Source organism: Allobosea sp. LjRoot90 (assembly GCF_964254315.1).
Lineage (GTDB): Bacteria > Pseudomonadota > Alphaproteobacteria > Rhizobiales > Beijerinckiaceae > Allobosea.
On record NZ_CAXUTF020000001.1, the window covers coordinates 50,093 to 68,457 of the forward strand.

Annotated in this window: 16 protein-coding genes; 9 read left to right on the forward strand and 7 right to left on the reverse strand. The window is 66.7% G+C overall.

Annotated features, from left to right (window positions below):
• Positions 1-109 precede the first annotated feature (109 nt).
• Positions 110-1,075, reverse strand: a complete 966-nt coding sequence (locus ACSQ3M_RS00235) for a LysR substrate-binding domain-containing protein (protein WP_436148085.1) — start codon at positions 1,073-1,075, stop codon at positions 110-112.
• A 98-nt stretch (positions 1,076-1,173) separates the two neighbouring features.
• Here ACSQ3M_RS00235 and katG point away from each other — a divergent pair, with 98 nt between their 5' ends.
• Positions 1,174-3,351 carry a catalase/peroxidase HPI gene (gene katG, locus ACSQ3M_RS00240; RefSeq protein ID WP_436148086.1) on the forward strand — a complete coding sequence of 726 codons (2,178 nt, stop codon included), beginning with the start codon at positions 1,174-1,176 and terminating at the stop codon, positions 3,349-3,351.
• Positions 3,352-3,480: 129 nt separating this feature from the next.
• Here the strand turns inward: katG and dksA are convergent, their stop codons facing one another.
• The 4 genes from dksA to ACSQ3M_RS00260 all read right to left on the reverse strand — a co-directional run bounded on the left by dksA (position 3,481) and on the right by ACSQ3M_RS00260 (position 7,136).
• Entirely contained in the window at positions 3,481-3,903 is a 423-nt protein-coding gene (dksA, locus tag ACSQ3M_RS00245) for an RNA polymerase-binding protein DksA (RefSeq protein WP_436148087.1), read from the reverse strand.
• Between the two features lie 147 nt (positions 3,904-4,050).
• Positions 4,051-5,055, reverse strand: a complete 1,005-nt coding sequence (locus ACSQ3M_RS00250) for a hypothetical protein (RefSeq protein WP_436148088.1) — start codon at positions 5,053-5,055, stop codon at positions 4,051-4,053.
• A complete protein-coding gene (locus ACSQ3M_RS00255) occupies positions 5,030-6,403 on the reverse strand; it encodes an MBOAT family O-acyltransferase (RefSeq protein WP_436148089.1) in 1,374 nt (457 codons plus the stop codon). Before ACSQ3M_RS00255 ends, ACSQ3M_RS00250 begins: the two co-directional genes overlap by 26 nt.
• Before the next feature lie 136 nt (positions 6,404-6,539).
• Positions 6,540-7,136: a GNAT family N-acetyltransferase gene (locus ACSQ3M_RS00260; RefSeq protein ID WP_436148090.1), complete on the reverse strand. Its 597-nt coding sequence runs from the start codon at positions 7,134-7,136 to the stop codon at positions 6,540-6,542.
• A 174-nt stretch (positions 7,137-7,310) separates the two neighbouring features.
• Between ACSQ3M_RS00260 and ACSQ3M_RS00265 the strand changes: the two genes are divergently transcribed.
• From ACSQ3M_RS00265 to fabF, 7 genes are all read left to right on the forward strand, one after another.
• A complete protein-coding gene (locus ACSQ3M_RS00265; RefSeq protein ID WP_436148091.1) occupies positions 7,311-7,982 on the forward strand; it encodes a CerR family C-terminal domain-containing protein in 672 nt (223 codons plus the stop codon).
• Positions 7,979-8,935, forward strand: coding sequence for an HlyD family secretion protein (locus ACSQ3M_RS00270; protein WP_436148092.1), 957 nt, complete (start codon positions 7,979-7,981; stop codon positions 8,933-8,935). The genes ACSQ3M_RS00265 and ACSQ3M_RS00270 overlap by 4 nt, the downstream gene beginning before the upstream one ends.
• Before the next feature lie 29 nt (positions 8,936-8,964).
• Positions 8,965-9,864: an ATP-binding cassette domain-containing protein gene (locus tag ACSQ3M_RS00275; protein WP_436149259.1), complete on the forward strand. Its 900-nt coding sequence runs from the start codon at positions 8,965-8,967 to the stop codon at positions 9,862-9,864.
• Entirely contained in the window at positions 9,861-11,012 is a 1,152-nt protein-coding gene (locus tag ACSQ3M_RS00280; RefSeq protein ID WP_436148093.1) for an ABC transporter permease, read from the forward strand. Before ACSQ3M_RS00275 ends, ACSQ3M_RS00280 begins: the two co-directional genes overlap by 4 nt.
• Before the next feature lie 112 nt (positions 11,013-11,124).
• On the forward strand, positions 11,125-12,924 hold the full coding sequence (locus ACSQ3M_RS00285) for an SPFH domain-containing protein (protein WP_436148094.1): 1,800 nt from the start codon (positions 11,125-11,127) through the stop codon (positions 12,922-12,924).
• Between the two features lie 63 nt (positions 12,925-12,987).
• Entirely contained in the window at positions 12,988-13,494 is a 507-nt protein-coding gene (locus ACSQ3M_RS00290) for a winged helix-turn-helix transcriptional regulator (RefSeq protein ID WP_436148095.1), read from the forward strand.
• A 9-nt stretch (positions 13,495-13,503) separates the two neighbouring features.
• Positions 13,504-14,769: a beta-ketoacyl-ACP synthase II gene (gene fabF / locus ACSQ3M_RS00295; protein WP_436148096.1), complete on the forward strand. Its 1,266-nt coding sequence runs from the start codon at positions 13,504-13,506 to the stop codon at positions 14,767-14,769.
• A gap of 6 nt (positions 14,770-14,775) precedes the next feature.
• On the opposite strand, the gene ACSQ3M_RS00300 is transcribed toward fabF, so the two are convergent.
• The gene (locus ACSQ3M_RS00300; RefSeq protein WP_436148097.1) at positions 14,776-15,765 is read right to left on the reverse strand and encodes a zinc-dependent alcohol dehydrogenase family protein; all 990 of its coding nucleotides are present in this window, start codon (positions 15,763-15,765) and stop codon (positions 14,776-14,778) included.
• 102 nt (positions 15,766-15,867) lie between these two features.
• On the opposite strand from ACSQ3M_RS00300, the gene ACSQ3M_RS00305 reads away from it, so the two are divergent.
• Positions 15,868-16,764 (forward strand): LysR family transcriptional regulator, encoded by an 897-nt coding sequence (locus ACSQ3M_RS00305; RefSeq protein ID WP_436149260.1) that lies wholly within the window; start codon positions 15,868-15,870, stop codon positions 16,762-16,764.
• A 25-nt stretch (positions 16,765-16,789) separates the two neighbouring features.
• Here ACSQ3M_RS00305 and ACSQ3M_RS00310 read toward each other — a convergent pair whose 3' ends face one another.
• Positions 16,790-18,319, reverse strand: coding sequence for an acyl-CoA carboxylase subunit beta (locus ACSQ3M_RS00310; protein ID WP_436148098.1), 1,530 nt, complete (start codon positions 18,317-18,319; stop codon positions 16,790-16,792).
• Positions 18,320-18,365: the final 46 nt, after the last annotated feature.

Consider the following 18,365-nt stretch of genomic DNA (forward strand, 5'->3'; position numbering starts at 1 on the left):
GGCTGGCGGTCTCTCCCGAGCCGCCTTTCCTCCCGGCCGCCCGCCACGCTCCCCAGCTATCCACGGCTGGCGGCCAGAAGCCCCGCGCCTCCCGCGCGGGGCTTTGCTTTCACGAAGCTGTAACAGTCCCTGAATTCACGGGGTAAGAACCGGACGAGGAGGCGTCGTGGGTCTGCCGCAGCACGCCGGCCGACTGGCGGACCATGTCGGATATCTCGAGCAATTGCCTGGCCAGCGGGCTGGTCTTGCGCCAGACCATGCCGATGGTCCGGGACGGTTCGGGCTGCCCGAAGCGCACGACCGAGACTGAGGCAGAGCGTGTCTCGACGGCCACGGCCATTTCCGGGATCAGGGTGACCCCGAGCCCCGCATCGACCATCTGCACCAGCGTCGAGAGCGAACTTGCGTCCAGGAGGTCGCGCGACTGCACGGTGCGCGGCTTGGTGTTGCAGAAGGAAAGGGCCTGGTCGCGAAAGCAGTGGCCCTCTTCCAGCAGCAGCAGCCGCATCTCGCGCAGAGCCTCGCGATTGGGCGCGGGCTTGCCTTCATCTTCGCGCGGCCGAACCAGGACGAAGCTTTCGGTGAAGAGGGCGATCTCGGTCAGTGATGGTTCCGACACCGGCAAGGCGACGATCGCCATGTCGAGCCTGCCTTCGTTCAGCTCCTGGACCAGCTTCGGCGTCAATGTCTCGCGCACATGCAGGTCGAGGCCGCCATGCAGGCGCGTGAGATCGCCGATGAGGCTCGGCAGCAAATAGGGCGCGACCGTCGGGATCACGCCGATGCGCAGCTTGGCGACGAGGCCGCTCCGGGACGCGCGGGCGTAGCCTTCCAGCTCGTCGAGCGCGCGCAGGATGTCCTTTCCCCGCTGAGCAATTTCCTCGCCGAAGCTGGTCAGGCGTATCTGGCGCCTGTTCCGCTCGAACAGTTCGGCGCCGAGATCTTCCTCAAGCGCCTTGATCTGCATGGACAAGGCCGGCTGCGAGATGCCGCAAGCTTCGGCCGCCCGCCCGAAATGGCCATGCCGTGCCAGCGCCTCCAGATAGCGAAGCTGCTTGAAGGTCAGGTTTGTCATAATCGCAGCTTATCGGCGTGATCAGAAAATCGGAATTAAAATAATGAAATCCTTTTGCTAAGACGCAACCCAGCAGCCAGCTGAGCTCGGAGAATGACATGAACGCGAAGACTGAGGACAGCACGGGCAAATGCCCCGTCGCCCATGGTGGCGGCACCCGGCAGAACCGCGACTGGTGGCCGAGCCAGCTGCCTGTCGACCTCCTGAACCAGCACTCGGCCAAGTCCGATCCGCTGGGCGGGGCGTTCAGCTATCGCGAGGCGTTCAAGAAGCTCGACTACGAGGCGCTGAAGAACGACCTGCGCAAGCTGATGACCGATTCGCAGGACTGGTGGCCTGCAGATTTCGGCCATTATGGCCCGCAATTCGTCCGCATGTCCTGGCACGCCGCCGGCACCTATCGCCTCGCCGACGGCCGTGGCGGCGGCGGACGTGGCCAGCAGCGCTTTGCTCCGCTCAACAGCTGGCCGGACAACGTCAACATCGACAAGTCGCGTCGCCTGCTCTGGCCGATCAAGCAGAAATACGGCCAGCAGATCTCCTGGGCCGACCTCCTGATTCTGACCGGTAACGTCGCGCTTGAGACCATGGGTTTCCGCACCTTCGGCTTCGCCGGTGGCCGCGAAGATAGCTGGGAGCCCGATCACGATGTGAGCTGGGGGACCGAGACCGCCTGGCTGACCCACCGTCCGCTCGACAAGTTCGACGCGCCGCTCAGCGCCACCGAGATGGGCCTGATTTACGTCAATCCAGAAGGGCCGGGCGCCAATGGCGATCCGCTCTCGGCCGCGCATTTCATCCGCGAGACCTTCGCCCGCATGGCGATGGATGACGAGGAGACCGTGGCTCTGATCGGCGGCGGCCACACCTTCGGCAAGACCCATGGCGCCGCGCCCGAGTCGCATAAGGGGCCGGATCCCGAGGGGGCTGAACTGGAGGCGCAGGGCCTTGGCTGGGCCAGCAACTACGGCACCGGCCACGGTGCCGACGCGGTTGGCAGCGGCATTGAGGTCACGTGGACGCAGACGCCGGCCCAGTGGAGCAACTTCTTCTTCGAGAATCTGTTCAAATACGAATGGGTGCAGACCCGCAGCCCGGGCGGCGCGATCCAGTGGGAGGCGAAGGATGCAGAGGCTCTCATCCCCGACGCCTTCGATCCGTCGAAGAAGCACAAGCCGACGATGCTGACGACCGACCTGTCGCTGCGCGTCGACCCGGCCTATGAGAAGATCTCGCGCCGCTTCCTCGAGAACCCGCAGGCCTTCGCCGAGGCCTTCGCCCGCGCCTGGTTCAAGCTGACCCATCGCGATCTCGGCCCGCGCTCGCGCTATCTCGGTCCGGAAGTGCCGAAGGAAGAGCTGATCTGGCAGGATGTCGTGCCGGCGGCCGACCATCCGCTGGTCAACGCGGCGGATGTCGCCGCGCTCAAGGAGAAGATCAGGGCCTCCAGCCTCAGCGTTTCCGAGCTGGTCGGCACGGCCTGGGCCTCGGCCTCGACCTTCCGCGGCGGCGACAAGCGCGGCGGAGCCAATGGCGCGCGCATCCGCCTCTCGCCCCAGAAGGATTGGGAGGTCAACCAGCCGGCGCAGCTCGCCAGGGTGATCGAGGTGCTGGATGGCATCCGGCGCCAGTTCAACAAGGAGGCGGATGGCGACCAGAAGGTCTCGCTGGCCGACCTCATCGTGCTGGCCGGCAATGTCGGCGTCGAGCAGGCGGCGAAGGCGGCCGGTCATGAGGTGAGCGTGCCGTTCACCCCGGGCCGCACTGACGCCAGGCAGGAGCAGACCGACACGCACTCCTTCGATGTGATGGAGCCGGCAGCTGACGGCTTCCGCAACTACCAGAAGGCCGGGGCCAAGGTGGCCGGCGAGGTCGCGCTGATCGACAAGGCGCAGCTTTTGACCCTGACCGCGCCCGAGCTGACGGTGTTGGTCGGCGGCCTGCGCGCCATCGACATCAACGTCGACGGTACGAAGAACGGCATCCTGACCGACCGGCCGGGCGTGCTGACGAACGACTATTTCGTCAACCTGCTCGACATGGGCACGCAGTGGAAGGCTGCGTCCGAGGCCAAGGACGTGTTCGAAGGCACGGATCGCAAGACCGGCGCTACGAAATGGACCGGCACCCGCACGGACCTCGTCTTCGGCTCGAACTCGATCCTGCGCGCCCTGGCCGAGGTCTATGCCAGCCAGGACGCGAAGGAGAAGTTCGTCAAGGACTTCGTCGCGGCCTGGACCAAGGTGATGAACCTCGACCGCTTCGACGTCGCCTGATCCGATGACTTGGCCCGGCCGCCGCGCTCAGCGGTGGCCGGGCTGTCTAGTCTTGGTCTTCGATAAAAAAAAAGGCCCCGCAGCGAAACTGCGGGGCCTTTCTGTTGGGAGCGATGTGATCGCAGTATCTCAGTCGTCGCGGAAGACGCGCTCGTTGCGCTCGTGACGTTCCTGGGCTTCGAGCGAGAGCGTCGCGATCGGGCGGGCTTCCAGGCGCTTGAGCGAGATCGGCTCGCCGGTCTCCTCGCAAAAGCCATAGGAGCCGTCTTCGATGCGGGAGAGGGCGCTGTCGATCTTGGAGATCAGCTTGCGCTGGCGGTCGCGGGCGCGCAGCTCGATGGCGCGATCGGTCTCCGAAGAGGCGCGGTCGGCGATGTCGGGATGGTTCTCGCTCTCGCTCTGCAGGGTGACCAGCGTCTCTCTGGCCTCCTTGAGGATCTCCTCCTTCCACGCCTGCAGCTTGCCGCGGAAATATTCGCGCTGCCGCTCATTCATGAACGGCTCCTTGTCGGAGGGTTTGTAGTCGGGCTCGAGACTGATCTGCTTCGACATGAGAGGCCTTCTGCATGAACGTCCGCTCGAGGGCCCCGCCGGCTTCGCCGTGTCGAGGCCGCCGATTTGGCGCCCTTATAGCGACTGGTCACATAAGGAACAATCGCTTTCGCGTAGCCGTGAACAAGCTGGCAAAGTGCTGGAAAATCAACGCAATCCGATGATCGCCGCAGCGATGTCGGCGGCGAGCGGCCCGGCGATCTTCTGCCGGTAGTGGGTATGGTCGAAATAGTTGTCCGGCTCTCGATTCTCAGGCCGGTCGATGCGCCAGTCGACCAGCACGGTCTTCGGACGGCTCGCGGTGAGTTTGGCATAGGTATCGCGGCAGGCGGCATCGGCGCGGGCGCCGGCGCTGCCGGGGGCGGGCAGGGCGCTGACGAAGTTGGGCGGCCGCACCAGGACGACCGGCATATCCGGAGCCATCCGGCCCAGCAGCTCGCGCAGCGCCGCCTCGGCCGGGAAGGGGCCGGTGATGTTGCCGCCGCTGGTGTCGAGCGGTTCGAGCAACTTGGCGCGACGGGCTGGGTCACTGTGGAAGCCCTGGACCTCGTAGCCGGCCTCATAGTCCCAATAGCCGTTCGGCCGGGCGCGCTCAGGCGCTTTCGCCGTGAGATAGCGCAACCGGCGCAGGGTCTCCTCGATCACGTCGAAGCGGATCAGCCCGGCGAGATAGCGCGAGCTCGAACGCTCGAACAACCAGAACGGGAAGGGCTTCTCGATCGCCAAAGTCGGGTCGGGCGTGCACCAGCGCACGTCGAGGCCGATCACCAGCGCCTTCGCCGGTTCCTTGCGGTGACGCAGGAACCAGTCGAGCAGGACGAGGGCCTCGCGTGGGCCAGTCGCAGGGGCGATCAACGAGACGAAGGGGATGCCGGTCTTCTGCGCGAGGAGCTCCGGCGAGACGAGCTGGATATGCGAGTTGCCGAAGATCGCGCCGGAGAAGTGCGGGTCGCGGCCGCGGCTGGCGGCGGCGGTGCGCGGCCCCTGCGGGCTGACGCCGGTCTTGAGCTTGAGCGGCGAGCGGCCGCTGTCATAGGGGTCGACCAGGAAGGCGAGCGCCAGCAGCGCGGCGGCGAGGCCCGCCGCGGCGATGAGGAAGGTGCGGCCGAAGCCGCCCCAACGCGCCTCAGAACTGGAAGTAGATGAACTCATAATTGGCGTCGTCGCCGATCTTGAACAGGACCAGCACGAAAAGGATGGCGGTGAGTACGGCGAGCCAGCGTGCCGGGGGCGCCTTGTGGACGGCTGCCCAGGCGGTCGGGCCGATCATTGCGACCGCGACAGCCGGCAGCAAAGCGCGCCATTTGAAGCCGGTGCCGACCGGGCCGAAGCCGAACAGCCCCTTATAGATCGCGAGCGCCGCGTCGAACGAGGCGGCGCGGAACAGCACCCAGCAGAAGGCGACGAAGAGGAAGGTCAACGCCCAGCCGAGCAGCTTCGGCATCGGTAGCCCGGCGCGGCGCCAGAGCACGCCGATCGTGAGCACGACGCCATGCGCCACGCCCCAGGCGACAAAGTTGAGGCCGGCGCCATGCCAGAGGCCGCCGAGCGCCATGGTGGCGAACAGCGCCCAGAGCTGCAGCGGCAGGCCATGCCGCGAGCCGCCGAGCGGGATGTAGAGATAGTCGCGCAGGAAGCGCGACAGCGTCATGTGCCAGCGCCGCCAGAAATCCTGCAGGCTGACGGCGCGATAGGGCACGTCGAAGTTCTGCGGCAGCATGATGCCGAAAAGCAGCGCCAGGCCGAGCGCCATGTCGGTGTAGCCGGAGAAGTCGAAATAGATCTGGAAGGTGAAGGCGAGGGTGCCTTGCCAGGCCTGCGCCATGCTCAGGGCCTCGCCGGCAGCCGCCGCAGCGAAGACCGGATTGGCGTATTCGGCCAGGGGATCGCCGAGCAGCACCTTCTTCGCCAGGCCGATGGTCAGCAGCATGATGCCGCGGGCGATGCGCTCGGCTGCGTCGGGCCTGAGGTAAGGCCGCTCGTCGAGCTGGTGCATGATCTCGCGCCAGCGCACCAGCGGCCCAGCCAGCACCTGCGGGAAGAAGGCGATGTAGAGCGCGTAGCGGACGAGATCGTAGCGCGGCGCTTCGCCCCGGCGCAGATCGGTCAGGTACATCACATGGTGGAAGGTGAAGAAGGAGATGCCGAGCGGCAGCGCCAGATCGAGCTTCGCCGTCGGCAATCCTGGAATCATTGCAGTAAGATCGGCGAAGAAGTTGAAGTACTTGAACAGCGCCAGGATGGCGAGGTTGATCGCGATGGCGAGCGTGATCAGGCCGCCGGCCTTGGTCTTCTGGAAGGCTTCCGCGATCAGCCAGTTGAGCAGGATCGAGAAGGCGAGCAGCGGCACAAAGCGCCAGTCCCACCAGCCATAAAAGGCAAAGGAGAGCATCGCGAGCAGCGGCAGCCGCCAGGCCGGCGCGAAGCGCTCGACCAGCCAGTGCAGGGCGAGTGCCAGCGGCAGGAAGCCGAGCAGGAAGGCGAAGGAGTTGAACAGCATCGGGCGGGGTGAGGGCGGCAGGAGAGGGCCGCCTTAGACGATTACGCGCCCGATGTCATGAGCGTTGGTGTTTGGGCTTCATCCTTCGGGCCAATGATGGTCATCGCCACGAGACTAACGTCCAAGCCTGCTCCGATCAGCTTGTGGCAGGCTGCGGCGGTCTCAGCATCGGCGTCAGGACTGGCGACGATCCGATCTGGATAGTTCCGAGAACTTCGAACCCGTGTCTCTGATAAAGCGGGATATTCCGCGGATTCGACGATTCCAGATAGGCTGCGACGCCCTCGCGGTCGCAGCGTGCGAGCGCATGACGCATGAGCGCGCTGCCAATTCCCTGGCCCTGCCGCGCTGGGTCGGCGCCGATCAGCGGCAGGTACCAGTGTGGGACCTTTGGATGATATCGCTCCATCGCTTCGAATATCGCGTCGACATCGGGCATGATCGCTGGGTCGGCGTTCTTCCGAATGAGGTGCCCTAGCGTCTCGATGTCGGGCTCCACGCCGGGCGGCAGCCACAGCGCGGCGCCGCCGAAATCGTCGCTCACATAAGCGCTGTCGCTATCGTAGGCGGCGGCGCCGAATGCGCGGATCAGGTCGGGCATCACGGCGAGATAGGTCTGCGCCTCTCCCAATGACCAGCGCGTCATCGGATCGGTCGCGAAGGCGAGGACGATAACCGCCGAAACGGCGCCCTCTTCGTTGCGGGATGCGGAACGGACAGCGCTGGACGTCATGGGATGGTCCGGATGTTTGCGGTCGGCAGCAGGGTATATGGGGTAGTCGGTTCGTCCGCGCCATCACGCCGCATACATCAGCAGCGGGTGCGCTCGAAGGGTGGGTTGGAATGGAGTCGTCATGTTTCAATCAATCGATTGATTGAAACATGACGACGTGCTATGGCCTGAAGCATGGCACGTACATCCATCCTCAAGGACGCCGAAGGCACGCGGCAGGCGCTGATCCGCGCCGGGCTAGACCTGTTCGGCCGCAACGGCTTCGATGCGACCTCGACACGCGAGATCGCCCAGGTGGCGAAGGTCAACAGCGCCGGTATCGCCTATCATTTCGGCGGCAAGGACGGGCTAAGAAAGGCCTGTGCCGAAGCGATCATCGCCCGGATGCAAGCGGTGCTGATGGGCGGGGCGCCGGCGGCCTCGATTGCGGCCGATGCCATCGATCGCGACGCCGCGGCCGAGCAGCTGCTCTCCTTGATCGAGCGCATGATCGCCTTCCTGACGACGGCGCCCGAGAGCGAGATGATAGCCCGCTTCGTCGTGCGCGAGATGTTCACGCCGAGCCCGGCCTTCGACACGATCTATGGCGGGCTGTTCGAGCCGGTGCATCGACGGGTCTGCCAGGTCTGGGCAGCGGCAACCGGGATGGCGCCCGAGGCGCCGGAAACTCGGCTCGCCGTCTTCGCTGCGATAGGCCAGCTCGTCTATTTCCGCATCGCGCGTCCGGCAGTCACCCGGCGCATGGGCTGGGACGGGATCGGCCCCGATCAAGCGCGCGCCATCGCTGAAACCATCAGGCGCTCGGTTCGCGCCAGCATCCTCGCCTGCAGGGGAGAGGCGTCATGATCCTCGACTTCATCTGCTCCTTCGCCATCGCCGCCTCGCTCGGCGTCTGCGCGCCGCCCTCGACCCGCGTCGTCGGCTATGTCGAGGGCGAGTATGTCCGGATCGGGCCGATCGACACGGCGCGGATCGAGAGTGTCGCGGTCCGCCGCGGTGAGCGCGTCGCGCCCGGCGCGCTGCTCGCCGAATTGCAGGCGGACGATGCCCGCAACGCCGTGGCCGAGAGCGAGGCGCGGCTCGTGCAAGCACAGGCGCAGCTCGCCAATCTGCTCAGCGGCAAGCGGCCGGAAGAGATCGCCGTGATCGAGGCGACGGCGGTCTCGGCCAAGGCGCAGGAGCGCGAGGCGGAGCGGTCGCTGGAGCGCCGGCAGGACCTGTTCCGCCGCGGCGTCTCGACCCAGGCCGATCTCGACCAGGCCCAGACGGCGCGCGACGTCGCCACGTCACGGGTGCGCGAGACTGCCGCCAATCTCGAGGTCGCCCGGTTGGCGGCGCGCGAGGCGGAGATCAGGGCGATGCGCAACCAGGTGGCGCAGGCGCAGGCGGCGCTCGACCAGGCCAAGTGGCGGCTCGGGCAGCGCAAGCTGATGGCGCCGGCGGCCGGGATCGTCACTGATCTGATCCGTCATCCCGGCGAACTCGCCGGACCATCGGCGCCGGCGCTGACGATCCTGCCCGACGGCGCGGTCAAGCTGATGCTCTACGTGCCGGAGGCGCTGCTCTTCGGCACCACCGTCGGCACACGGCTCGATGTGCGCTGCTCGGGCTGTCCGCAGGGGCTGGCGGCGACCGTGTCCTATGTCTCGCAGGAGCCGGAGTTCACCCCGCCGGTGATCTATTCGACCGAGACCCGCCAGAAGCTGGTCTATCTCGTCGAGGCACGACCCGAAGGCGTTCCGGCAGCGCGGCTCCAGCCCGGCCAGATCGTCGACGTCATGCTGCGGGGGCGGCGGTGAGCGACGGCAACGTCATCGACGTCCGCGGGATGACCAAGCGCTTCGGCAAGCGCACCGTTGTCGACAATGTCGACTTGACCGTCCGGCAGGGCGAGATCGTCGGCTTCCTTGGGCCCAACGGTTCCGGCAAGACCACGACAATCCGGCTGATCTGCGGTTTGCTCACCCCTGATGCCGGCGAGGGTACCGTGCTGGGCTTGGATGTCCGCACGCAGAGTGCGCAGATCAAGCTCCAGGTCGGCTACATGACCCAGAAATTCTCGTTCTACGAGGATTTGACGATTGAGGAGAACCTGACTTTCGTCGCTAGGCTCTATGCGCTGAAGCCGGTCGACGAGGCGGTGGCGCGCACGCTCGACAATCTCGGCCTGACCTCGCGCAAGGACCAGCTCGCCGGCACGCTCTCGGGCGGCTGGAAGCAGCGGCTGGCGCTCGCCGCCTGCATCATGCACCAGCCGAAGCTGCTTTTGCTCGACGAGCCGACCGCCGGCGTCGACCCCAAGGCGCGGCGCGAGTTCTGGGACGAGATCCATCGGCTCGCCGGCGACGGGCTGACCGTGCTGGTCTCGACCCATTACATGGACGAGGCCGAGCGCTGCCACCGCATCGGCTACATCGCCTATGGCAGGATGCTGGCGACCGGGACGGTCGACGAGGTGGTGAAGGGCTCGGGCCTCTCGACCTATGTCGTCCATGGCGCACTGAAGCCGGCCGAGATCGCCGAGCTCGCGAAGACCAATGGCGTCGAACAGGTCGCGCCTTTCGGGACGACGCTGCATGTCGTCGGCACCGACAAGGAGAAGCTGCAAGCGGCGCTGGCACATCTGAAGGATCGCCCCGGCATCCGTATCGAGCCGGACGCGACCAGCCTGGAGGACGTCTTCATCCAGTTCATGGCGAAGGCGCAGGCGGAAGGGAGGGCAGCATGAGCGCGACGGCTTTGGCAGCTCGCTTCTCGCCCGGCCGGCTTGGCGCCGTGCTGGCCAAGGAGTTCGTGCAGATGCGGCGCGACCGCATCACCTTCGCGATGATGCTGGTGGTGCCGATCGTCCAGCTGCTGCTGTTCGGCTATGCGATCAACAACGATCCCAAGGGCTTGCCGGCGGCGGTTCTGGCGCTGGGGCAGGATCGCTACACCCGTTCCGTCGTCGCGGCGCTCGAAGTCTCCGGCTATTACCGCTTCGGCAAGCGCCCTGAGAGCGTGGCCGAAGCCGAGAGCCTGATGGCGCGCGGCGCGATCTCCTTCCTCGTCACCATTCCCAGCGATTTCGGCATGCGCGTCGAGCGCGGCGACGAGCCGCGCATCCTGGTCGAGGCCGACGCGACCGACCCGGCCGCCTCCAGCAACGCGGTCGGCGCGCTGCAGACCATCGCCAGCCGGGCGCTGACGCGGGCGCTCGGCACTGACGAGCTGAAGCGCGAGCAGAGCGATAGTGCGCTCTCCTTCGTGGTGCACCGGCGCTACAATCCGGAGGGCGTCACCCAGTACAACATCGTGCCCGGCCTGCTCGGCGTCATCCTGCAGATGACCATGGTGATGATGACGGCGATGGCGCTGACCCGCGAGATCGAACGCGGCACCATGGAGAACCTGCTCGCCATGCCGGCGACGCCGGGCGAGATCATGCTCGGCAAGGTCTTGCCATATCTTGCCGTCGGCAGCGTCCAGGTCGCGGTGGTGCTCTCGGCGGCGAAGCTGCTGTTCGGTGTGCCGTTCCTCGGCAGCCTGGCGCTGCTCCTGACCTGCGTGACCATCTTCGTGCTGGCGCTGGTTCTGCTCGGCTACACGATCTCGACCATGGCGCGCACCCAGCTGCAGGCGATGCAGCTGACCTTTTTCTTCTTCCTGCCCTCGCTGCTTCTGTCGGGCTTCATGTTCCCCTATGCCGGCATGCCGCTCTGGGCGCAGTGGCTCGGCGAGATCTTCCCGCTGACGCATTTCCTGCGCGTGGTCCGCGCGATCATGCTGAAGGGCGCCGGCCTCGGCGATATCGGCACGGAAGCGTTCTACCTTTCGGTCTTCGTGCCGCTCTATGCCGGCATCGCGCTGATGCGGTTCAGGAGCACGCTGGATTAACCTCGCTCCAGCGGAAGTATCGGCCAGCGCTGGCTAAGCACGCGAATCCACTTGACTAAGCGTCAGGGCAGCGATCCCTTGCCGATCCCTTCGTAAGGAAGCGATCGCGCCCATGCTGATCCTGATCCTGACGCTCCTGGCAGTGCTGCTCGCCATTGTCTTCGCTTTTCTCGCGCGGAGCGGAGATCCGAACGCGGTCATCGCCGGGCGGGAGGGGCAGGCGCTGAAACGTGGGACCGGCTTCAATGCCGCCGCTATCGGTGCTGTGCTGGTCGCGCTCTTCCTGTTCGCCTCGACCTCCTATGTCGTGGTCGGGCCGAACGACACGGGTCATCTCAGGCGCATCTATGGCGGCTCGGACCTGCCGACCGGCAAGATCATCGCGATCGACGGCCAGAAGGGGCCGCAGGCCGATGTGCTCGGCCCTGGCTTCCACTTCATCCCCTTCGTCAACGTGCTCTATCAGGCAGAGCAGCTCGATTTGGTCACGGTGCCGAACGGCAGCTATGGCCGGCTCGTCGCCAAGGACGGGCTGGCTTTGCCATCGGGCGTGTTCATGGCGCCGGCGATTCCCGACGACAAGGTCGCGGGCATGCTCGACGGGCGCACTTTCCTGACCACCGGCGGCTTTCGCGGCGCGCAGGAGACCGTGCTGAAGCCCGGCGTCTACCGGCTCAACCGCTATCTCTTCGATGTCGAGATCAACAACCGGACCGTGGCCAGCATCGTACCGGCCGGCTTCGTCGGGGTGATCAAGTCGAACGTTGCGGCGCCGGGCGTCGCCTGCCGCGAGGAGAAGGTGCAGACGGCCGATACGTCCGACGCCATCGTCGTGCCGGTGGTGCCCTCGGGTTGCGTCGGCATCTGGCGGTCCGTGCTCCTGCCGGGCGCCTATTATCTCAATCATCAGGCCTATGAGATGACGCAGGTCGACACCCGCGTGCAGACCTGGGAGTACAAGGGCGGCTTCCGCAAGCGCATCATCGATCTCTCTGTCGACGACCAAGGCCGCATCCGCCAGGTCGAGCGCTTCGTCGAACAACCCACGCCGAAGGAAGCGGCCGACCAGGCGATCTTCGTCAAGATCGAGGGCTGGGACATCCCGGTCGAACTGCGCGTCGTCGTCCAGGTGCCGCCGGAGAATGCGCCGGTCGTGGTCGGTGGCGTCGGCGGCCTCGAGCAGATCGAGGACCGCATCCTGACGCCGACGATCCGCTCGATCGTGCGCAATGTCGCGGGCTCCTCGATCCGGGTTCCGGTCCGCAATGCCACCGGCGAACTTGCGCCCGGCCAATTTCAGACGCGGCCAACCCGCGTGCTCGACCTGATCGACAATCGCGATGCGCTGGAGAGCACGATCGAGCAGCAGATCCGCATCGAAGGGCGCAAGGCGGGCATCGAGATCAAGGAAGTCCGGATGGGCGAGCCGTCGATTCCGCCCGAATTGCTGGTCTCGCGCCTGCGCGAGCAACTCGCCGAGCAGCTCTCTCGCGCCTATTCCCGCGAGACCGAGGCGCAGAAGGTCCGCCTCGACACCGAGGCGGCCCGTGCCCGCGCCGACCAGCAGCGCGAGTTCGTCGCTGCGCAGATCGGCGTCCAGGTCGCCGAACAGCGCCAGAAGGAGCGCCAGCTCCTGGGCCAGGCCGAGCGCGGCTATCTGGAAGAACTGGCCAAGGGCCAGAACGCGCAGGCCAATGTCCTCGGCCAGGACCGCGTCGCTTACCTGCAGGCGCTGGAGAAGGTCTTGGCGACGCTGGAGAAGAAGCCGGAGCTGGTAGCCCTCGTCGGCCGTCTCGTGCCGAATACGGTGGTGACCGGCGGTGGCGATGGGCTCGCCGGGGCGGCAGCGCTGTTGTCGGGGGCTCTGACCGGCGCGGGTACGCCTGCGAGAAACACTAGCGGCACGCGGTGAAGGCTGGCCGTCGCCCGGTAGTTGCTTGCAAAAAGATAGTAACTGCGGTAGCGGGCAGAGGCCATGCAGCCCAAGCTCGCCCCGCTTGCCGAATGCCCATGCGCCCGCGCGGTCGAAACCGTCGGCGAGTGGTGGAGCATATTGATCCTGCGCGATGCGCTGCAGGGGCTGACCCGCTTCGATGATTTCGAGCGCAGTCTCGGGATCGCGCCGAACATGCTGGCGCGTCGGCTGAAGCATCTCACCGAGAGCGGGCTGTTCGAGCGGCTGCTCTACAGCGAGCGGCCGAAGCGCTACGAGTACATCCTGACCGAGAAGGGGCGGGATTTCTTTCCGGTCGTGGTGGCACTGATCGGCTTCGCGAACCGGCATCTCGCGCCCGAGGGCGCCTCGCTGCTGCTGGCGGAGCGCGGGACGGGGCGGCCGATTCTGCCGATCGTTGTCGATGCGGCAACCTTGCAGCCGGTCACAGCAGAAAGCGCCAGCGTCGTCGCCGGGCCGCGCGCGAGTACCGACCTGCGCGAGCGCCTCGCTGCGCGCCATGCAGCCACCCGAGCCAGATCGAACTAGGAGCTTTCCATGCGTCGCATCGTCGTCACCGGACTGGGAGTCGTCTCGCCCTTGGGCTGCGGGGCCGAACTCGCCTGGCAGCGCCTGCTCGCCGGCCGCTCGGGCCTGCGCCGCCTGCCCGACGCGATCGCCGAGACCTTGCCGGCCAAGGTCGCAGGCGTCGTTCCGAGCAAGGCAGAGGACAATGAGGGCGGCTTCGATCCGGATGTCGCGATTGCGCCGAAGGACCAGCGCAAGATGGATCGCTTCATCCAGTTCGCGCTGGTTGCCGCCAAGGAGGCGCTGGCCCAGGCCGGCTGGCGGCCGCAGAGCGAGGCTGAGCGCGAGCGGACCGCGACGGTGATCGCGTCGGGCATCGGCGGCTTCCCGGCGATCGCCGAGGCGGTGCGGATCACCGACCAGCGCGGCGTGCGCCGGCTCTCGCCGTTCACGATCCCCTCCTTCCTGGTCAATCTCGCTGCCGGCCAGGTCTCGATCGAGCATGGCCTCAAGGGGCCGATGGGCGCGCCGGTCACGGCCTGCGCCGCCGGCGTGCAGGCGATCGGCGACGCGGCGCGCATGATCCGGGCTGGAGAGGCCGACATCGCGCTCTGCGGCGGCAGCGAGGCCTGCGTCGATCTCGTCGCGCTCGGCGGCTTCGCCGCGGCGCGTGCGCTCTCGACCGGCTTCAACGACGAGCCGGAGAAGGCCTCGCGTCCGTTCGACCGCGACCGCGACGGCTTCGTCATGGGCGAGGGCGCGGGACTGCTGGTGATCGAGGCGCTGGAGCATGCGCAGGCGCGCGGCGCGACAATTCTGGCTGAGCTGACCGGCTACGGCACCAGCGCCGACGCCTATCACATCACCTCCGGCCCCGAGGACGGCTCGGGCGCGCGCCGGGCGATGGAGACGGCGCTGAAGCAGGCAGGCCTGAAGCCCGGTGATGTCCGCCATCTCAACGCCCATTCGACCTCGACACCGGTCGGTGATCGCGGCGAGCTGGCGGCGGTGAAAGCCCTGTTCGGCAGTGACGGTGGCATCGCGATCAGCGCGACGAAATCGGCGACCGGCCATCTGCTCGGCGCGGCCGGCGGCCTCGAAGCGGTCTTCACCATCCTCGCTTTGCGCGACCAGATCGCGCCGCCGACACTCAATCTCGAAAACCCGGACGAGGAGGCGGCGGGGCTCGATCTCGTCGCGAAGGTGGCGCGGCCGCTCGCGATGGAGCACGCCATCTCGAACGGCTTCGGCTTCGGCGGCGTGAATGCGAGCGCGGTGTTCAGGCGCTGGGCCTGAGCGCCCTCAGAGCGTCAGCACGACCTTGCCGAACTGCTCGTTCGATTCGAGGTAGCGATGTGCCTCGACGATCTCCTCGAACGGGAAGGTGCGGGCGATGATCGGCTTCAACGAGCCATCGCTCAGCCCGTCGAGAATGAAGGTCTTGGCGGCGGCGAGGCGTTCTGTATCGCCGGTGATCTCGTGGACGAGGTAGCCGCGCAGCGTCAGGTTCTTGCTCAGCACGTTGAAGAGCGGGAAGGGCGTCGCCTCCGTGCTCTGGCCGCCATAGTTGATCAGGATGCCGCCGCGCATCATCGACGCGGTCAGCGCCAGGAAGGTTGGGCCGCCGACGGCGTCGAGCACCACCCTGATGCCGTCCTCGCCGGCGATCTCCTTCAGGCGGGCTTGGACGTCTTCTTCGCTCGATGCGACGACATGGGCGGCGCCGGCCCCGCGCAGCGCCTGAGCCTTGCGCCTAGTCCGGGTCACCGCGACCGGGATCGCGCCGATCCGGTTGGCGATCTGGATCGCCGCGAGGCCGACACTGCTCGACGCCGCCGTGATGACGACGAACTTGCCGCGGCTGAGGCGGGCGACGTCGATCAGCGCGCCATAAGCCGTCAGATACTGCATCCAGCTGGCCGCCGCCGCCACCCAGCCGAGTGTCGGCGGGTGCTTGACCACGAGCTCGGCGGGGACGGTGACGAGTTCGCCATGGACCGGCCAGCGCACCATCGAGCGCGGCGGCACCAGGCTGACGGCGTCGCCGGGCGAGAGACCTTCGACGCCGTCGCCGAGGCTCTCGATCAGGCCGGCGGCTTCGAGACCGAGTCCCGAGGGAAAGTGCGCCTGCTCGATATAATTCCCCGAGCGGAACAAGGCTTCGGCCCGGTTGAGGCCGAGTGCCCTGGTCCGGATCTGGACTTGGCCGGGGCCGGGAGGCGCGACCGCGACCTCCTCGATGGTCAGGACCTCGGGGCCGCCATGGCGGTGAAAGCGGACGATGCGTGCCATGCTCTAAATCCAAATCAGTGTGAGTGAATGAGCTATGGATGTCGCGTCGCTTGCGATAAATTGTGGCTCATGATCGACAATCAGAACCATTGATTTCGAATGATAGATCGCCTCACCAGCATGGCCGTGTTCGTCAGGGCGGTCGATCTCGGCTCCTTCGCCGCGGCCGCGGCGGCGCTCGACCTCTCAGCGCCGATGGTCGGCAAGCATGTCCGCTTCCTGGAGGAGCGCCTTGGCATGCGTTTGCTCAATCGCACGACGCGGCGGCAGAGCCTGACCGAGTTCGGGCGTGCCTATTACGAACGCTGCCGGACTGTTCTCGCCGAGGCCGAGGCGGCTGATGCGCTCGCCGCCGACCAATTGGGGGAGCCGCGCGGCAAGCTCCGGGTGGCGCTGCCGGTGCTGTTCGGCCGGCGCTGTGTCATGCCAATCCTGCTGGGCCTCGCACGCCGCCATCCGCAACTGGAGCTCGACCTCGCCTTCGGCGACAGCTTCGTCGATCTCGCGGAAGGCGGCCACGACCTCGCCATCCGCACCGGCGAACTCCAGGATGCGACGAACCTCGTGACGCGCCGCGTCGCCCGCCAGCGCATGATCATCTGCGCCGCGCCGTCCTATCTCGCGCGCCACGGAACGCCGACGCAGCTTGCCGATCTCACGGGCCATGACGCGGTGGTCTATCGCCGCTCCGGACGCGTGCGCCCCTGGCTGTTCCCGCGCGAGGGCGAGCCACCAACCGAAGTTATGCCGCGTCACAGGCTGCGGCTCGACGATCTCGAGGCGATCGCGGATGCGGCCGCGCTCGGCATGGGCCTCGCCTGGTTGCCATCATGGCTCGTGCGCGAGCGCCTGCAAGCCGGCGCGCTCGTCGAATTGCTAGAGGGCGAGGGGCGGCTACCCTATGACGTACATGCGCTCTGGCTGCAGACGCCACATCTGCCGCCGAAAATCCGCGTCGCGATCGACGCGCTGGCGGCGGAACTGCCGGGGCTGATGTGATGCGGCCCCGGCGTCGAAATCCCGCTCAGAGCGGGATGTTGTCGTGCTTGCGCCAGGGCCGCTCGACGCTCTTGGTGCGCAGCATCGCCAACGCACGCGCGACCCGCCGCCTCGTCGAATGCGGCATGATCACCTCGTCGACATAGCCGCGTTCGGCCGCGACGAAGGGGGACATGAAGCGGTCCTCGTATTCCTTCGTCTTGGCGGCGATGCCATCCGCGTCCATGCCGCGGAAGATGATCTCGACCGCGCCCTTGGCGCCCATCACCGCAATCTGCGCCGTTGGCCAGGCGTAGTTGACGTCGGCGCCGATATGCTTGGAGGCCATCACGTCATAGGCGCCGCCGAAGGCCTTTCGGGTGATCACCGTGACCAGCGGCACGGTGCATTCGCTATAGGCGAAGAGCAGCTTGGCGCCGTGCTTGATCAGGCCGCCATATTCCTGCGCCGTGCCCGGCAGGAAGCCGGGAACGTCGACCAAGGTGACGATCGGGATCTCGAAGGCGTCGCAATAGCGCACGAAACGCGCGCCCTTGCGGCTGGCGTCCGAGTCGAGCACGCCGGCCAGCACCATCGGCTGGTTGGCGACGATGCCGACGGTGCGGCCCTCGATGCGGGCGAAGCCGGTGACGATGTTGCCGGCATAGGCCTGCTGGATCTCGAAGAAATCGCCCTCGTCGACGATCTTCAGGATCAATTCCTTGATGTCGTAGGGCTTGTTCGGATTGTCCGGCACCAGCGTGTCGAGGCTCATGTCGACGCGATCGGGCACGTCGAATGAGGGCCATTCCGGCACGCCGACGGTGTTGTTGGCGGGCAGGAAGTCGATCAGCCGGCGGACCTGCAGCAGCGCCTCGACATCGTTCTCGAACGAGCCGTCGGCGACCGAGGACTTGCTGGTATGGACCTTGGCGCCGCCGAGCTCCTCGGAGGTCACGGTCTCATTGGTGACGGTCTTCACCACCTCCGGGCCGGTCACGAACATGTAGCTGGTGTCGCGGACCATGAAGATGAAGTCGGTCATCGCCGGCGAATAGACGTCGCCGCCGGCGCAGGGGCCCATGATCACCGAGATCTGCGGGATGACGCCGGAGGCTTGGACGTTCCGCTTGAAGACCTCGCCATAGCCGCCGAGCGCCGCGACGCCTTCCTGGATGCGGGCGCCGCCGGCGTCGAAGATGCCGACGATCGGGGCACGCATCTTCAGTGCCATGTCCTGAATCTTGGTGATCTTCTGGGCGTGCGTCTCGGAGAGCGAGCCGCCGAAGACGGTGAAGTCCTTGGAGAAGACGAAGACGGTGCGGCCGTTGACCGTGCCCCAGCCGGTGACGACGCCGTCGCCGGGGATCTTCTCGCCCTTCTCCATGCCGAAATCGACGCAGCGATGCTGCACGAACATGTCGAACTCCTCGAAGGAGTCGCGATCGAGCAGGAGTTCGACGCGCTCGCGGGCAGTGAGTTTGCCGCGCTTGTGCTGCGCCTCGATGCGACGCTCGCCGCCGCCTTGGCGCGCGCCAGCGCGGCGGTCTTCGAGCTGTTCGAGAATGTCCTTCATGGAGCCCCCGGAAGCCTGTCAAAATCCGCTATCCGGCTTAAGGGCG

Bases quoted from the DNA above. Each gene is read 5' to 3' on its own strand.
- ACSQ3M_RS00280 (WP_436148093.1), top strand. From the start codon at position 9,861: ATGAGCGCGACGGCTTTGGCAGCTCGCTTCTCGCCCGGCCGGCTTGGC.
- ACSQ3M_RS00260 (WP_436148090.1), bottom strand. From the start codon at position 7,136: ATGACGTCCAGCGCTGTCCGTTCCGCATCCCGCAACGAAGAGGGCGCC.
- katG (WP_436148086.1), top strand. From the start codon at position 1,174: ATGAACGCGAAGACTGAGGACAGCACGGGCAAATGCCCCGTCGCCCAT.
- ACSQ3M_RS00310 (WP_436148098.1), bottom strand. From the start codon at position 18,319: ATGAAGGACATTCTCGAACAGCTCGAAGACCGCCGCGCTGGCGCGCGC.
- ACSQ3M_RS00235 (WP_436148085.1), bottom strand. From the start codon at position 1,075: ATGACAAACCTGACCTTCAAGCAGCTTCGCTATCTGGAGGCGCTGGCA.
- ACSQ3M_RS00300 (WP_436148097.1), bottom strand. From the start codon at position 15,765: ATGGCACGCATCGTCCGCTTTCACCGCCATGGCGGCCCCGAGGTCCTG.
- ACSQ3M_RS00275 (WP_436149259.1), top strand. From the start codon at position 8,965: ATGACCAAGCGCTTCGGCAAGCGCACCGTTGTCGACAATGTCGACTTG.
- ACSQ3M_RS00255 (WP_436148089.1), bottom strand. From the start codon at position 6,403: ATGCTGTTCAACTCCTTCGCCTTCCTGCTCGGCTTCCTGCCGCTGGCA.
- ACSQ3M_RS00285 (WP_436148094.1), top strand. From the start codon at position 11,125: ATGCTGATCCTGATCCTGACGCTCCTGGCAGTGCTGCTCGCCATTGTC.
- fabF (WP_436148096.1), top strand. From the start codon at position 13,504: ATGCGTCGCATCGTCGTCACCGGACTGGGAGTCGTCTCGCCCTTGGGC.
- ACSQ3M_RS00265 (WP_436148091.1), top strand. From the start codon at position 7,311: ATGGCACGTACATCCATCCTCAAGGACGCCGAAGGCACGCGGCAGGCG.
- ACSQ3M_RS00270 (WP_436148092.1), top strand. From the start codon at position 7,979: ATGATCCTCGACTTCATCTGCTCCTTCGCCATCGCCGCCTCGCTCGGC.
- dksA (WP_436148087.1), bottom strand. From the start codon at position 3,903: ATGTCGAAGCAGATCAGTCTCGAGCCCGACTACAAACCCTCCGACAAG.
- ACSQ3M_RS00290 (WP_436148095.1), top strand. From the start codon at position 12,988: ATGCAGCCCAAGCTCGCCCCGCTTGCCGAATGCCCATGCGCCCGCGCG.
- ACSQ3M_RS00250 (WP_436148088.1), bottom strand. From the start codon at position 5,055: ATGAGTTCATCTACTTCCAGTTCTGAGGCGCGTTGGGGCGGCTTCGGC.